Here is a 15,161-nt window from a genome sequence, read left to right on the forward strand (position 1 = left end):
GTGCACACCGCCCGGCGCACGCCGCCCGCCGTACACCTGACGCACCCGACGTTCCAAGGGAGTTCGCACATGGGTACCACCGTCGCCATCGCCTACCACTCCGGAAACGGGCACACCGCGGTTCTCGCCGAGGCGGTGCGCGACGGTGCCGTGGAGGCGGGCGCCGACGCCGTGCTGATCGCCGTGGACACGATCACCGCCGAGCAGTGGGCGGTACTGGACGCGGCGGACGCCATCGTCTTCGGCGCGCCGACCTACATGGGCACCGCGTCCGCCGCCTTCCACGTCTTCGCCCAGGCCACGTCGAAGCGGTGGGCGGACCGCGCCTGGCAGGACAAGCTGGCCTCGGGCTTCACCGTGGCCGGCGCGATGAACGGGGACAAGCTGCACACACTCCAGTACTTCTCCATCCTCGCCTCGCAGCACGGCATGCACTGGATCAACCTGGACCTGACCCCGGGCTGGTGCTCCTCGACCGGCTCCGAGCACGACCTCAACCGGCTCGGCATCACCCTCGGCACCGGCGCCCAGGCCAACACCGACCAGGGCCCGGAGGCGGTCACCAAGGCGGACGCGGAGACCGCCCGGCACCTCGGGCGGCGGGTCGCGCTGACCGCCCGGGCCTTCGCGGGGGTGGCGCGGTGAACCACGGCGGAGTCACCGCCCTGGTCGTCGTCGGCAACGAGCTGCTCAGCCACGGGGTGCGCTCCATGCTGCGCAGCGTCCCGGGGGTGGGCTCGGTGTGGGCCTGCCCCGGGGCGGCGGAGGCGCTGCCCCTGCTGCCCGCGCAGCGCCCCGGCCTCGTGGTGTGCCTCGCCGCGGACGAGGGCACCCCCGCGCTGGTGCGGGCCGCCGCCCGGCAGGGGGCCAGGACGCTGCTGCTGCTGGACGGTCCCGATCTGGACGCCGTCGACGAGGACACCGCGCTGGCCGCGGACGGCTTCCTCATCCGGGAGGAGGTCACCGTGGACCGGCTGCGGGAGGCCGTGCACCGCGTCAACGCCGGCGACCTGCCGCTGCCCGCGGGTGTGGCCCGGCGGCTGATGACCCGGTCCCGGCACGCCCCGCCACCGCCCCGGATTTCCAGGCGCATTTCCATCACCCCGCGCGAGGAGGAAGTGCTGCACCTGCTCGCCGAAGGTCTCAGCAACAAACAGATAGCCCGCCGGATCGGCATCACCGAACACGGCATCAAACGCCATGTGACCAATCTTCTGGCGAAACTCAACGCACCGAACCGCACCCTGGCAGTGGCGCTCGCCCTCCAGGAAGGGCTGATCGGAAACTGATCGGAGACCGATCGTCCGCGCAGGTGGGGCGCACATCGCCGCTCGCGGGGGCTGCCTGCGCAGGCCGCCCGCGGGGCTCTTCGCGAAACCTGCGGGAGCTGTTCCGGAAAAGAGGACGGATACCCGTGGAAGGCGCGCCGTAAAAGCGGCCCGTCTTCCACGGGTATCCGTCTTGTCCCGCCCGCCCGCGCTTTCCTCCGCATTTCCCGACCCTACCCGTTCGGGTACCCCGACCGGGCACCCCACAGGTGCAGCACCGCTTTTCCCCTTTTCCGGGAATCTGGTGGTGCGGCGAGGAAATCCGGGCCCTTTCCCACGAGGACGGGTCGGAGTGCCGAAGGCCCATGAGGTTCGGCCGCTGCACGGGGCAGGGGCGGCGGCTCGCACACGAGCCGCCCCCGGCCCCCACCCCACGACACCCCACCCGATCCGCACAGGAGTCGCGTTCAGATGGAACTCACCGAGCACACCGCGCACGGCGTCGGCATCCGGTCCGTCGGCGGCCGGGTCCCCGACCGGATCGTCACCAACGCCGACCTGGAGCAGATGCTGGACACCACCGACGAGTGGATCAGCAAGAACATCGGCATCAGGGAGCGGCGCTGGTCCGCCTCGGGCGAGTGGACCTCCGACCTCGGCGCCGCCGCCCTGCTGGACGCCTGCGACCGCGCGGCCGTCAGCCCGGACTCGCTCGACCTGGTCATCTGCGGCACCTACACCCCGGACCACATGATCCCGGCCGCCGCGGTCGGCATCATGCGCAAGGCCGGCATCCAGGGCGTGCCCGGCTTCGACGTCAACAGCGGCGGCTGCCCCGGCGGGGTCTTCGCGCTGGACGTGGGGGCCAAGTTCGTGAAGTCCGGCGACTACCGCCGGGTCGCGGTCGTCCTCTCCGACGTCAACACCAAGCTGTTCGACCCCGAGGACCGCACGGTGGGCGTCATCTTCGGCGACGGCGCCGCCTGCTACCTGCTGGAGCCGACCGTGTCGGGCACCGGCGTCGGCTCCGCGCTGCTGTCCAGCGACCCGAGCTCGTACCACACCGCCTACGTCAAGCGGGAGTTGCGGACCTGGGCGGACGGCAGCCCCAAGCAGTCCGCGTTCGGCGACAACTTCTCCTACATGCACGGCCGTTCGGTCCGCGACTTCGCCCTGGAGCACATCCCGGGCTTCGTCGGGCAGCTGGTGAAGGCCGAGGGCCTGACCCTCGAGGACATCGACCTGATCATCTTCCACCAGGCCAACTACCACATGATCCACGCCCTGATGGAGAAGGTCGGCCTGCCCGCGGAGCGCACCTTCACCACCGTCGAGCGCTACGGCAACACCTCCGGCGCGGGCGTGCCGCTGGCGCTGCGCGACGCGCTGGACGCGGGCCGCATCAAGCCGGGCGACAACGTCGTGCTCATCTCCTTCGGGGCCGGCATGAGCCACGGCGGCACCGTGGTGCGCTGGACCGCCCCGGACGACTTCCTGCTGGGCGCCTGAGATGACCGTCACCGCGACGACCGCCGGACTCCCGCCCGCCGTGCGGGAGTTCGGCACGATCCGGGTCACCCGCCGGGGCGGGGTGGCGCACGTCCTGCTCAACCGGCCCGAGCGGCGCAACGCCATCGACCTGACGCTCGCCCGCGAACTGCACGAAGCCGTCCACCTGCCGGAGGTGGCCACCGCCCGGTGCGTGCTGCTCACCGGGGCCGGCCCGCACTTCTGCGTCGGCGGCGACCTGAAGAGCTTCCGCGAGCAGCACGACGTCCCGGGCCACCTGCTGGAGGTGACCAGCCATCTGCACGCGGCACTGGCCCGCCTGGTCGCCAACGACGCCCCGCTGGTGGTGGCCGCCGGCGGACACGTGGCGGGCGCCGGACTCGGCCTGGCCTGCCTCGGCGACGTCCTGCTGACCGAGGAGGGCGCCACCTTCCGCTCCGCGTACGCGGCGATCGGCCTCACCCCCGACGCCGCCACCAGCCACCAGCTCCCCCAGCTGATCGGGCTGCGCCGGGCCCAGCGGATGACGCTACTCGGCCATGTCCTGGAGGCCGAGGAGGCCGTCGCGTGGGGGCTGTGCACCGAGGTGGTGCCGGCGGGGCGGCTCGCCGAGCGGGCCCGGCAGGTGGCCGAGCGGCTCGCCGCCGGTCCGACCCGGGCCCTGGGCGAGACCGGCCGGCTGCTGCGGGCGGCGGCGCGGCGGGCGCTGGCCGAGCACCTGGAGGACGAGTCGACCACGCTGCGGGCGGCCGCGGCGACGGCGGACGCGAGGGAGGGCATGGCGGCCTTCGCGGAACGCCGCCCGGCCGCGTTCCGGCGCCGCTGAGGGGTTCCGGGGCCGCTGAGGGACGGGGGCGACGGGGGCGACGGGACAGCGGCACAACGGGACGACGGGCGACGGGACGACGGGGCACGGACGCACCGGGACACTCGCGGGGACCGGCGGGGCACGGGCGCGGGGACGCAGGCACGCGACGCAGGCACGCAGGGAGGACAGAGGTGGAGATCGCAGGGAACGTCGCCCTCGTCACGGGCGGCACCTCGGGGCTGGGACTGGCCCTGGCCCGCAGGCTGCTCCGGGCGGGCGCCGACGTGGTGCTGACCGGGCGGTCCGCGGAGCGCGGCGCGAAGGCGGTGGCGGAACTCGGCCGGGACGTCGGCTTCGTGCCGGGCGACGTGTCCGACGAGGACGCCGTCGCCGCCGCGGTCGCCGAGGCGGTACGGCGGGGACGGCTGGGCATCGCCGTCAACTGCGCCGGCAGCGCCCGCACCGGGCTGGTGCTGGGCCGCCGGGGCCCGCTGCCCGCCGCCGAGTTCGAGGAGGTGGTGCGGGTCAACCTGCTCGGCGCCTTCAACGTCGTACGGCTCGCGGCCGAGGCGATGGCCCGCAACGAGCCGCAGGACGGCGACCGCGGGGTCCTGGTGTGCACCGCGTCGATCGCCGCCTACGACGGCATGCCCGGCCAGGCGGCGTACGCGGCCTCCAAGGCGGGCGTCACCGGGATGACCCTCCCGCTCGCCCGGGACCTGGCCCGGCACGCGATCCGGGTGGTGACCGTGGCGCCGGGGCTGTTCGAGACGCCGATGCTGGCCGGGCTGCGGGACGGGATGCGTGCCTCGCTGATCCGGCAGACCCCGCATCCGGGCCGGCTGGGCAGGCCGGACGAGTTCGCCGCCCTGGTCGCCCACGTGGTGGAGAACCCCATGATCAACGGCGAGGTGATCCGTCTGGACGGAGCGGTGCGGCTGGGCCTGGGATGACTCCCGGCCGACTGCGCCTGGAACGGTCCCCGGCCGACCGGGTCCGGAACGGTCCCCGGCCGACCGGGTCCGGAACGGTCCCCGGCCGACCGGGCCTGGAATGGCCCCGGCCCGGCCGTACGCACGCGCCGCCGCCCTGCGCGCCGGATCGGCGTGGAGGGCGGCGGGCCACGGAGGCGGGGTGCGCGGGAGCACGCGGGGAGGGTGCGCCGCGCCGGGGCTCAGGTCGCGGTCGGAGTGGGGCTCAGGCCGCGGTCGGGGTCGCGGCGTCGCGCAGCTCCACGGTGAAACCGTTGCGCCAGCTGGGGTACCGCGGCGTCCAGTCGAGCAGGCGCTTGGCGCGGGAGTTGTCCGCGCCGCGCAGCTGCGTCATGAAGGCGACGCCCCAGCCGCCGACGGCCATGCGGGCCAGCGCCGCGGGCGCGCCCTTGGGCCGCTTGGCGCCGAGGATGTCCGCCAGCTCCGGCAGCCAGACGTGCATCGGGGCGGGCTCGTCGTCGACGATGTTGAGCACCCCGGTGTAGTCGGAGTCCAGGGCGGCCACGACCGCGGAGGCGGCGTCCCGGGTGTGGGTGAAGGAGAAGGTGGCGGTGCCGCCGCCGACCAGCGGCACCTTGCCGCCGCGCACCTGCTGCACGAAGGAGCCGTCGGGGGCGTAGATCGTGCCGGGGCCGTAGAGGTGGCCGAAGCGCAGGACGGCGCCCTGGGCGCTCAGGGTCTGCCGCTCCAGGTCACGCAGTGCGGCGAGCACCGGCACGAACTGCTTGGGCGGGTTCTGCCACAGCGGCGCCTCCTCGTCGGCGGGGCCGCTGCCGCTGGGGTCGTAGGCGTAGGCGAGGCCCTGGGCCACCACGCGGCGCACGCCGACGTCGCGGGCGGCTTCGAGCAGGTTGCGGGTGCCCTCCGTGCGGAGCCGGTTGGTCAGCTCGAAGTCCTTGGCCAGCCGGCGCGGGTTGATCGCCGGGGGGATGGCCGTGAGCATGTTGACGATCGCGTGCGGGGCGGCGGAGCGCACGGCGGACGCGACGGCGGCGCGGTCGAGAGCGTCGCCCGTGACGACTGCGGCACCGAGCCGCTCGGCGGCGTTCGCGCTGCGGCCCGGCCGGGAGAGCACGACCACGTCGTGGCCCGCAGAGCGCAGCAGCGGCACCAGCTGCCGGCCGATCACGCCGGTCCCTCCGGCGACGAGAACTCGCATGACTACTCCAGGAATCAGGCCCCGGCTGCCCGGGGAGGGTTGGTGAAAGCACGACGGGTCGGGGAACCGCCGCCGTGACATCCGATCGATGTGACGCCGGTCACATTTCTCGACGGGGTGGACGACCGGCCGCGCAGGGGGCGGAACGCCGGACCGGACGCGCCGGGGACCGGGCCCCGCGGACCGGGGACGCCCCACCCGACCGGCGCGCCGTGCGACCGGCGCGCCGTGCGGCGTTCTCCGCAGGCACCGGGTCGGCGGCCGGCGGGTGCGACGCGGGCGGGGCCGGTGGTGGAGAGGAGCCGCCGGGCCCAAGGGGCGTCCGGGCGTCCCGGAGCCCTCGGCGGAACGCGGTCATGACCCGCCGCCCTCCCGGCCGCGCCTAGCAGCAGCGCTGGTCCTGCGCGACCAGAATGCCGGCGGCCACGCGGTGCGCGGCGCCGCCGGTGGGCCCCGCCGCGGCGCCGAGGCCCACCGCGGGCACGGCGAAGATCAGCACAGCGCCGAACACGGCTCCGAGGATGCGCGCAGACAGCCTCTCGACCATGGTTCCGATCCTTTCCTGTCCGGTCGGCCGAGTAATTTGACAGAGGTAGTCAATTAAAACCAACACAGTCAGTCAACAGGACATGACACAGTATCCGGGCCGCTACCGGGGCAGCACGAAGGAACAGGTGTCCGCCCGCCAAGCAGGGTCGGACTTCGGTCAACAAGGAGGCGGCCACATTGACAAGCCAGTAAAGTATCGGTAAACAGGGTAGTCGTACCGTGCCCCTTACCCACTCCATGCTTGTGATCAAGGGCATGGCAGCACGCCCCCTGGAGAAACATGAAACCCTCACCGAGCGAAGCCGGCGGCATCGGGCGGCGACTGCGGGAGCAACGCCAGCGACGCGGTCTGAACCAGCAGGACCTGGCGTCCGAGGACATCTCCGTCAGTTACGTCTCCCTCATCGAGACCGGCAAGCGGATCCCCTCCCCCGCCGTCCTGGAGACGCTCGCCGCCCGGGTCGGCTGCTCCGTCGAGTACCTGCGCACCGGACGCGACGACGCGAGGGTCAAGGAGCTGCAACTGAAGATCGCCTTCGCCGACATCGCCCTGCGCAACGGGTCGAACGGCGAGGCGCTCCAGTCCTACAGCGAGGTGCTGGCCTCCGCCCCGCTCCTCGACGAGCAGTCGCTGCGCCGGGCCAAACTCGGCCAAGCCATGGCGATGGAGAAGCTGGGCCGGGTCGAGGCGGCGCTGCAACTGCTGCACGGCCTCTTCGAGGCGCCGGAGACGGTGGCGGGTTCGGCGGAGTGGTCCCAGCTGGCCATCGCCCTGTGCCGGTGCTACCGGGCGGCGGGCGACCTCGACATGAGCATCGAGATCGGCGAGAAGGCCCTCCGCACGCTGGACTCGCTCGGCCTGTCGGTCACCGACGACCACGTCCAGCTCGGCACCACGCTGCTGGGCTGCTACGAGATGCGCGGCGATCTGACCCGCGCCCACCTGCTCGCCAAGCGGCTGATCGAGACCGCGGACGCCACGGGCTCCCGGGTGGCGCGTGGCTCGGTCTACTGGAACGCCGGCCTGGTCGCGCACTCCCGCGGGCAGACCAGCGAGGCCCTCGCCCTCATCGAACGGGCCCTGGTGCTCATGGCGGAGACCGACAACGTACGCCACCAGGCCATGCTCAAGGGGGCGTACGGCACGCTGCTGCTGGACACCGACCCGCCGGACCCGCAGCGGGCGCTGAAGTTCCTGGAGGAGGCCCGCGACGACCTCGGCGACGTCGGCACCAGCCTGGAGCGCGCGCTCGCCGAACTCGGCGTGGCCCGCGCCACCCTGCGCTGCGGCCGGGCGGAGGAGGCCGTGGACCTGGCGGAACGGGCGCTGGGGCTGTTCGGTGTCCAGGAGTCCACGGAGGTCGCCGAGACCCGGCTCGTCCTGGGCGAGGCGTACTTCGCGGCGGGCCGGCCCGACCGGGGCGAGGCCGCCCTGCAGGGCGTGGCACGCCAGCTGGGCCAGCTCCCGCCGAGCCGCAAGGCCGCCAAACTGTGGCGCCTGCTGGGCGACTTCTGGCAGCGCCAGGGCCGTACGGCGGACGCGCTCAGCGCCTACCAGCGGGCCCTGTCCGACGTGGGCCTGCGCCCGCAGCCGGTCCCCGAGCAGGCGCTGACCGAACAGCACCGCTGAGTCCGGCGACACGGCGGAGCACACCCGCGGAAGGGGCCGGGCGCGCCCGTCGGCTCCCGGCCCCTTCCGTCGCTCTCGCCTCCCTCTCGTCCCCGCTTCGCTTCCCCTTCGCCCTTCTTCGGTCTCGTCCTTCTTCCTCGGTCCTTTCTCGGTCCTTCCTCGTTCCGTTCGTTGCGGCGCTCAGTGCGGGCCGGGCGCGGCGGTGCCCGCGGGCCGGCCGCGGCGGGCCAGCTCGGTGATGACCGCGCGGGCGAACAGGTGGCAGTGGTCGCCGGTGCGGGCGGTGACCAGGTCGCCGTCGACGACGACGTCCCGGTCGACGTAGACACCGCCCATGTTGCGCAGGTCGCCGAGCAGGTTGTTGTGCACGACGGCACGGCGGCCGCGCACCACCGACGGGACCGGGGCCGCCAGCCACATGCCGTGGCAGATGATGCCCTTGACGAGGGACGGCTCGGCGAACGCCCGTTGCAGCAGGCGCGCGGCCGGCGGCAGGACGGCGGGGTCTTCGGTGTAGCGCAGCCGGTCGGCCACCATGCCGGAGGGCACGATCAGCGCGGCGTACTCCCGCAGCGCCGCCCCGTCGAGGTCCTCCAGGGACTCCGTGACCTCGAACGGCAGCCGGTGTTCGTGGCCGTGGAAGACGAGGCGGTCGTGGCCCCACAGCCGAGTGAGGAAGTGGACCTCGGCGCCCTCCTCGGCGAACCGCCACCGGTAGTAGGAGATCTCGGGTTCGTAGAAGTCGCTCTCCATCAGGACGGCGATCCTCTGTCCGGTCAACTGCCCGGTCGGCTGCACGGCACCGTTCCTCCGTTCGGCGTCCTCGGCTGGCTGGGTGTGCTCGGTGGGTGCTCGGTGGGTGCTCGGTGCGTGCGCCGTCCGGGGCCGGCCGTCCGCCGAGGACGACGGCGCAGGACCGGTCCGGGCACGGCCTCGCGTGTGGGTGCGTACGGGGGAATCGGGCCGTGGTCAGCCCTTGAGGATGTCCGCCGCCGCCTGCTCGCCGGAGCGGACGGCACCCTCCATGTGGCCGTTCCAGAAGGTCGCGGTCTCCGCGCCGGCCCAGTGGATGACGCCGGCGGGCCGGCGGATCGCGGTGCCGAAGCGGGTCAGCACGCCGGGCGCGGTGAAGCCGGGCGCGCCGCCGCGCGAGAACTCCTCGGCGTCCCAGCGGCCGAGGACGAACTCGGTGGGCGTGGCGGCCTTCGCGCCGAAGTAGTGCACCAGGTCGTCCAGGACGGCCTGCTTGACGGTGGCGTCGCTCCGCTCCTCCACCGCCCGTGCCTGGTCGCCGTCGAGGAAGGCCAGCAGGGCGCCGTAGGAGCCGTCGGGCGGCGAGTTGTCGAAGGTGGAGCGGGTGGTGCCGGTCAGCGAGGCCACCTGCCCGTTGAGGCCCGCGTCCCGCCAGAACGGCTTGTCGTACACGGCGATCGCCTTGGCGATGGAGGACAGCGGGAAGCGTTGGGTGAGCTGGTCGCGGGTGGCGGGCAGCGCGGGGCTGTAGGCGATGCGCCCGGCCAGCGTGGGCGGGAGGGCGACGACGACCGAACTCGCGGCGACGGACAGGCCGTCGGCGACGACGAGGGCCCTGCCGCCGGACTGGACGATCCGCCGGACCGGCGCCTTGAGCACGAGCCGGCTGCCGAGCTGCACGGCCATCTTGGTGGCGATCTGGTACGGGCCGCCGACGAACCGCGAGTCACGGGCGCCGCCGAGCGTGCTGGTGAGGCGGGTGAGGTTGCCGGGATTGGTCTCGTTGCCGGAGACCGCGATGTAGAAGAGGACCCACAGCAGGGAGATGTCCCGGGACTCGGCGGACAGGGCTCCGTTGGAGATCAGGTGCAGGATGGTGCGCGCGGTGTCGTTGGAGACGTTGCCCTCGATCCAGCTGTGGAACGTCTGCGCGTCCAGCTCCTCGGCCTTGGCGGCGGTCCAGGGGGCGTCGACGGGGACGGTGGAGGCCAGCGTGTCGAGCTGGTACATCGCCTGGCCGAGGGCCTGGTAGGACTCGTCGTCCATGGGCGGCAGGGCTCCGCTGTAGCGGATCGCGGTGCCGTCGGCCGTGTAGTAGACGCTGTCGCCGGTGTTGTAGCCGGTGAAGGTCCGCACGCCCAGCTCGGCGGCCAGTGCCTGGAGCCGGGTCTGGGTCGGTCCGGTGAACTGCGCGCCGCGTTCCATCGTGCCGCCGTTGGCTAGGCTCACGTCGTGCACCCGGCCGCCGACCCGGTCGCGGGCCTCCAGCACCATGACCTTCTTGCCGCCGGCCACCAGCTTGCGGGCCGCGGCCAGTCCGGCGAGTCCCGCGCCCACGACGACCGTGTCGACGACGACGTCGGCGGCGTCGGCGGCTTGGGCGGCCCGGGCCTGCGCCGGGGTGGCCACCGCGGCGGTCGCGGCGCCGGCGCCGAGCGCGACGCCGGCGCCCAGCAGGCTTCTTCGGTTGAGCTGTTGTCTCACGGGATCCCCCTTCGATCAGGTGCGACCGGCGCGATCGGTACGGCCGGTGCGGCAGGTGCGGCAGGTGCGATCGGTGTGATCGGCTTCGGCCGAGTGCGACAGGATCGCGACGGAACGGCGGAACGGACGACGCGGCCCTCATGTCGATGCGCGCCCATATTCGTCAACTCGGCACCGCTTCGGGGAAATGTCCGAGTGCTGCTCCGGTACTGCGTCAAGTTCCGTGGACAGCAATATGCGTTGCGGATACAACGGCAGGGTCGCCGGAATTCTCAGAAGGGAAACAGGATGACCGCATTCCGCCATGAGCCCGTCCTGGTGCGAGGGTCCGAGGCCGAGGCGCTCACCCACGCCACCGGTGCGGCGTATCTGCTGACGGACGCGGAGCGCACGGCGGGTGCGCTCGGCTGCCACCGGGTGGAGCTGGCGCCGGGCTCCGACGGTTCCGCGCCGCACTACCACGCCAAGTCGTCGGAGATGTTCTACGTGCTCGCGGGCAGGGCGCAGTTCCTCAACGACGACAGGGTGATCGAGGCGGCGCAGGGCGACCTGGTGATCGTGCCCCCGCACATGCCGCACGCCTTCGCCGCCGCGCCGGGTTTCCCGGCCGAACTGCTGATCACCATCGCGCCGGGCGTGGACCGCTTCGACTACTTCCGGCTGCTGGGCCGGATCGTCAACGGTCAGGCCGCGTACGAGGAACTGCTCGCCGTCGAGGCCGAATTCGACAGCCACTCGGTGCAGAGCGAGGTGTGGGCGAAGGTCCGCGCGGAGGGCCGGGCGGCCTGATCCGGAACGTTTCGTTTCCGTCCGGCGTGCTGTCCGCACCCGGCCGTACGGCACACGGAAAACCCCGCGGAAGGCCGCGGGGTTTTCCCTTTCTCCCGCCGGTGGGTACGGCGGGAGAACGGAAGGAAAACACGGAGGTGCCGTGCAGGGGAACCGCGGAGGAAAAGCACGGACGAGAAGCGCGGAAGACGGGGAAGACGCGGAAGAGACGGACGGACGAGAAGCGAGGAGAGGACCGGAGGGTGCCTCCGGGCGGGGCTCAGTTCACCGTGCCGGCACGGCGGCGGCCGCCCGTGAAGGCCCCGCGGGAGCGCGGTGCGCAGAGCATCGGCTGCGGGGCCGGGCGGCGGGCGGTTCCGGCCGCGCGGCGGGCGGTTCCGGCCGCGCGGCGGGCGGTGAGCCGTTCCAGGACCTGGTAGCCGTGGGCGGCGGAGGCCAGGGTCACGTGGTGGTGCCAGCCGCGGAAGGACCGGCCCTCGAAGTCGGCGAGCCCGCACTCCTCGCGCAGCCGGCCGAGGTCGTAGCGGGAGCGCCAGCTCAGTTTCGCGGTGGAGACCAGGTCGGGCAGCCGGCGCGAGCCGAGGTTGGTCACCCAGTAGGCGCGCGGCTGCGGGCGACCGGCCGGCCATTCGACGAGGAGCTGGCGGGGGCGGCGGAAGCGGCGTTCGGCCTGCCGTGCGGCCGGCCCGCCGGGGCCCGCCGGGACCTGCACGGCGAGGAACTGGGACTGCCGGGTGCGGCTCTCCACGCCCTCCCGCCAGGCGAGGGTGACCCGGGCGCTGCGCCGGCCGACGGTGTGCATCAGGTCGCAGGCGGCGGCCAGGTGCATCACGGGGCCGTTGCCCGACGGGGTGGCCAGCAGCGGGGCGCCGCCGGAGATCTGGATCAGGTAGCCGAGGCCGCGGGCCTCCAGCCCCTCCAGCAGGGGCAGCACGTCGGGTTCGTGGCGCCAGTCGGCGAGCACCGGGGCGGGTTTGAGGTCCCAGTCCTGGACCATCTCGTCCAGGCTGTCCAGGACGTGGCGCCAGCGCGGCCGGTGGCGCTCGGCCTGCGGCACCCGGGCGGCGCCGCGCCGCCGCTCGTCGTCGTCCCAGAGCGGCGGCATCAGCAGCCGCCAGTTGACGGGCACGCTGCCCTCCTCGGTGGTGAGGGAGACCGCCAGCGCCAGTTGGCAGTTGCAGGTACGGCCCTCGGTGGGCACGTACTGCCGGGCCACCCCCACCGAGTGGCTGCCGTTCTTGGGGAAGACCACCTCGTCCACCACCCAGGCCTCCAGGTCGGCGGCGAGGAGCATCTGCTCCGCCAGGCGTTTGCGGACGTCGGCGCACTCCCACGGGCTCTGGCTGACGAACTGCTGCAGCGACTGGGAGGCACGACGCCCCAGGACGTGCTCGGAGATGCGGGCCGGCGTCTTGCGGCCACTGGCGTCGAGCAGTCCGCGCACGTAGACCTCGCCCCAGCGGCGTTGGTCGGAGCGTGCGAAGGGAGAAAAGAGATACGCGCAGTACTCGGCGAGACCGTCCGTCCGGACCCGCTCCCGCACGCCGTTCGGGTCAGCGTTCGAAGACATGGATCCCCCTGCCTGAGGCACCCCAGCTTGTTAACACACTATAGTTGATTACAGTAAAGTTGTTAGTAAATCAAGTGTTCCGCGAAGTCCCGGACAGAGCGGCTGGGTGACAGGGCGACACGAACGGTGCCGGGTCGTGTGGTTGACAAGCAGTTTGACAGGCGGACGGAGGGTGCGGCACGCGGCCGGGCCCGGCACCCTGTGCGGGTGCCGGGCCCGGTCATGTGCGGACCGGCCCCGGGGGGAGCCGCCGCGGTCGGGGGAGGACGCGGCGGCGGACACGCGCCGCGAGGAAGGGGGGAGCGGCGGCGTGGACGGGGCCGGCCGGGCTGGACGGGAAGACCTCACCCGGTCCAGCGGTCGGAGCGGGGCGCCAGGTCGTAGGCCGTCCAGAAGTACGTGTCGACCGCGTGCTGGTCGCTCGTGTAGACCCGGACCTCCGCGATCCGCGCGTCGCGCACCCGGTAGCGGGCGCAGTCGAAGACGTCGAGGAGGACTTCGCGGGACTCGCCGCGCACCCGGTGCACCTCGAGCACGGTGTCGTCGCCCCAGGCGTCGGCCCGGACCAGCTCCACGCTGACGCCGGTGGCGCTGAGCCCGGCGAACAGGGAGATCACCTCGTCCGGGCCCTGCCTGACCCCGCCCGTGGGGTTGTGCCCCGGCCGGGTCCACACCACGTCCGGGGCGAACACCTCCCGCTGGAGGAAGTCCAGCTCGCCCGACCCGAACAGCTCGTACATCCGCCGCACCAGGGCGACGTTGTTCCTGGCCCGCTCACCGTCACGGCGCACGAGGTCTCTCCTTCCGGCAGCGCAGGGCCGGCCGCGCGGCCGTGGGACGGGCCACGGAGCACCGCCGGACACCGGTGAAGCCGTCCCTGCCGCGCCCCGCGAGAACCTGCCGTTGCCCGGCCCGTACTTCGCGAGGTCGGTGACGGGACCGCCGCGCGCGCCCGAGACTTCCTGGTGGCGAGCGCGTGGCGCGGCGACGCACGCCACCGGGTGGATCCCGGGTGGTTCCCGGATGGGTCCCGGGTGGATCCCGGCGCGCCGCCGCGGCGGGTACGCCGGTGCGCGAACGGCCGTCACCGGCCCCGCCCGTGCCACCGCGGGCCGCCGCGCCGCACGGGCCCTTCCCGTCGGCCGCTCCCCCGGGCCGGCGGCCCCTCCCGGCCGTCCCGGCCGCTCGCCGGGCGCCGCGGACCGCCGGGCCCGTCCCGTTCGCCGTCCACCACGTTCCCAGCAGGGCCCGCAGCACCGGAGGCGCCGGCCGGCGGCCCCCGGATCGACGACCGGAGGAAGGAATGGCGACGTTCGATCTCCCCGAGGACCCGATCACCCCCTTCGACGACGAGTTCGCGGTCGAGCTGCCCGTGCACGACACCGTGCTCGGCGAGGCCGCCCCGCGGGGCGACAGCCCGGCGGTCGTCGACGGCACGACCGGCCGCGCGGTCGGCTACCGGGAGCTGGCCGGCACCACGCGCCGGCTCGCCGCCGGCCTGGCCGGGGCGGGCGTCGAGCAGGGCGACGTCGTGGCGCTGCTCGGCACCAACTTGACGGCCTATCCGCTGGTGCTGCACGCCTGCTCGCGCGCCGGCGCGGTCGTCTACGTCATGGACGGCCGCACCACCGAGACGGCGCTGCGTGCCCAGCTCGCCGAGAGCGGCGCCCGGTGGCTGATCGCCTCGCGCGCGCTGCTGCCGGCCGCGCTGCGGGTGTGCCGCGGCCTCGCCCCCGGGATCCGCCCCGTCGAGGGCGTCTTCACCCTGGAGCCGGCCGACGGCCGGCGCTGTGTGCTCGACCTGGCGGCCACCGCGGCGCCGGAGCCGGCGGTGGACATCGACCCGGCCGGTGACATCGCCGTGGTGCACCCCTCGGCCGGCTCCCGGCGGTGCGTCCGGCTGACCCACTCCGACCTCGCCGCCGACCTCGCCCTGCTGGCCTCGGACCACCCGCTGGACGCCGGCGAGCGGGTCCTGGCCGGGGTGCCGTTCGCCGACCGGGAGGGCCTGTCCTTCCTGGCGCTGCACGCGCTGCGCTCGGGCGCCGCCGTGGTGGTGATGCCGGAGCTGATGAACATCCCGGACCTGCTGGACGCCGTCCGCGTGCACCGGGTGGAGACGGTGTTCGTGACGCAGACCGTGCTCTACGGCCTGGTCGCCGCGGCGCCCGACGACCCCTCGGAGCTGGGTGTCCTGCGGCGCGTGGTGGTCACCGGTCCGGAGCTGGGAGCGGCCACGGAGGAGACCTGCGCGGCCCTGCTGGGCGTACGGAGGATCGAGTACCTCGGCCGCCGGGAGTACGCGGCGGCCCTGCCCGGGCCGCCCCTGCTGTGACCTCCCGCGCCGTCGCCCCCGCACGGCAGTGCCCCCGCCGGCCGGCGGGGGCACTGCCGTGTCCGGGTGGCCCGGGCCGCCCGGGTTGGCCGGGC

Annotated in this window: 14 protein-coding genes; 8 read left to right on the forward strand and 6 right to left on the reverse strand. The window is 73.7% G+C overall.

The window, feature by feature from the left end; genetic code table 11:
- The first annotated feature begins 69 nt into the window (after nt 1–69).
- From IE225_RS19880 to IE225_RS19900, 5 genes are all read left to right on the forward strand, one after another.
- Nucleotides 70–645 (forward strand): flavodoxin family protein, encoded by a 576-nt coding sequence (locus tag IE225_RS19880; protein ID WP_190058913.1) that lies wholly within the window; start codon nt 70–72, stop codon nt 643–645.
- A complete protein-coding gene (locus IE225_RS19885) occupies nt 642–1,289 on the forward strand; it encodes a helix-turn-helix transcriptional regulator (protein WP_190058914.1) in 648 nt (215 codons plus the stop codon). The genes IE225_RS19880 and IE225_RS19885 overlap by 4 nt, the downstream gene beginning before the upstream one ends.
- Nucleotides 1,290–1,739: 450 nt before the next feature.
- Entirely contained in the window at nt 1,740–2,777 is a 1,038-nt protein-coding gene (locus tag IE225_RS19890) for a 3-oxoacyl-ACP synthase III family protein (RefSeq protein WP_190058915.1), read from the forward strand.
- A 1-nt stretch (nt 2,778) separates the two neighbouring features.
- Nucleotides 2,779–3,603, forward strand: coding sequence for an enoyl-CoA hydratase/isomerase family protein (locus tag IE225_RS19895; RefSeq protein ID WP_190058916.1), 825 nt, complete (start codon nt 2,779–2,781; stop codon nt 3,601–3,603).
- A 173-nt stretch (nt 3,604–3,776) separates the two neighbouring features.
- Entirely contained in the window at nt 3,777–4,538 is a 762-nt protein-coding gene (locus tag IE225_RS19900) for an SDR family NAD(P)-dependent oxidoreductase (protein ID WP_190058917.1), read from the forward strand.
- 244 nt (nt 4,539–4,782) lie between these two features.
- On the opposite strand, the gene IE225_RS19905 is transcribed toward IE225_RS19900, so the two are convergent.
- Nucleotides 4,783–5,736 carry an NAD-dependent epimerase/dehydratase family protein gene (locus IE225_RS19905; protein WP_190058918.1) on the reverse strand — a complete coding sequence of 318 codons (954 nt, stop codon included), beginning with the start codon at nt 5,734–5,736 and terminating at the stop codon, nt 4,783–4,785.
- A gap of 382 nt (nt 5,737–6,118) precedes the next feature.
- Nucleotides 6,119–6,283: a hypothetical protein gene (locus IE225_RS19910; protein ID WP_190058919.1), complete on the reverse strand. Its 165-nt coding sequence runs from the start codon at nt 6,281–6,283 to the stop codon at nt 6,119–6,121.
- Between the two features lie 282 nt (nt 6,284–6,565).
- Between IE225_RS19910 and IE225_RS19915 the strand changes: the two genes are divergently transcribed.
- Nucleotides 6,566–7,915 carry a helix-turn-helix domain-containing protein gene (locus tag IE225_RS19915; RefSeq protein ID WP_190058920.1) on the forward strand — a complete coding sequence of 450 codons (1,350 nt, stop codon included), beginning with the start codon at nt 6,566–6,568 and terminating at the stop codon, nt 7,913–7,915.
- 180 nt (nt 7,916–8,095) lie between these two features.
- Here the strand turns inward: IE225_RS19915 and IE225_RS19920 are convergent, their stop codons facing one another.
- Together IE225_RS19920 and IE225_RS19925 are read right to left on the reverse strand one after the other, a co-directional pair.
- The gene (locus tag IE225_RS19920; RefSeq protein WP_268250006.1) at nt 8,096–8,713 is read right to left on the reverse strand and encodes a DJ-1/PfpI family protein; all 618 of its coding nucleotides are present in this window, start codon (nt 8,711–8,713) and stop codon (nt 8,096–8,098) included.
- Nucleotides 8,714–8,884: 171 nt separating this feature from the next.
- Nucleotides 8,885–10,372, reverse strand: a complete 1,488-nt coding sequence (locus IE225_RS19925; RefSeq protein WP_190058921.1) for a flavin monoamine oxidase family protein — start codon at nt 10,370–10,372, stop codon at nt 8,885–8,887.
- Nucleotides 10,373–10,660: 288 nt separating this feature from the next.
- On the opposite strand from IE225_RS19925, the gene IE225_RS19930 reads away from it, so the two are divergent.
- Nucleotides 10,661–11,161: a cupin domain-containing protein gene (locus IE225_RS19930; RefSeq protein WP_190058922.1), complete on the forward strand. Its 501-nt coding sequence runs from the start codon at nt 10,661–10,663 to the stop codon at nt 11,159–11,161.
- A 259-nt stretch (nt 11,162–11,420) separates the two neighbouring features.
- Here IE225_RS19930 and IE225_RS19935 read toward each other — a convergent pair whose 3' ends face one another.
- Together IE225_RS19935 and IE225_RS19940 are read right to left on the reverse strand one after the other, a co-directional pair.
- Entirely contained in the window at nt 11,421–12,731 is a 1,311-nt protein-coding gene (locus tag IE225_RS19935) for an IS701 family transposase (RefSeq protein WP_229879791.1), read from the reverse strand.
- A 344-nt stretch (nt 12,732–13,075) separates the two neighbouring features.
- Nucleotides 13,076–13,522: a nuclear transport factor 2 family protein gene (locus IE225_RS19940; protein WP_190058923.1), complete on the reverse strand. Its 447-nt coding sequence runs from the start codon at nt 13,520–13,522 to the stop codon at nt 13,076–13,078.
- A gap of 512 nt (nt 13,523–14,034) precedes the next feature.
- On the opposite strand from IE225_RS19940, the gene IE225_RS19945 reads away from it, so the two are divergent.
- On the forward strand, nt 14,035–15,066 hold the full coding sequence (locus IE225_RS19945) for an AMP-binding protein (protein WP_190058924.1): 1,032 nt from the start codon (nt 14,035–14,037) through the stop codon (nt 15,064–15,066).
- Nucleotides 15,067–15,161 lie beyond the last annotated feature (95 nt).

The sequence above is a fragment of the Streptomyces echinoruber genome (assembly GCF_014651135.1).
Taxonomy (GTDB): Bacteria; Actinomycetota; Actinomycetes; order Streptomycetales; family Streptomycetaceae; genus Streptomyces; species Streptomyces echinoruber.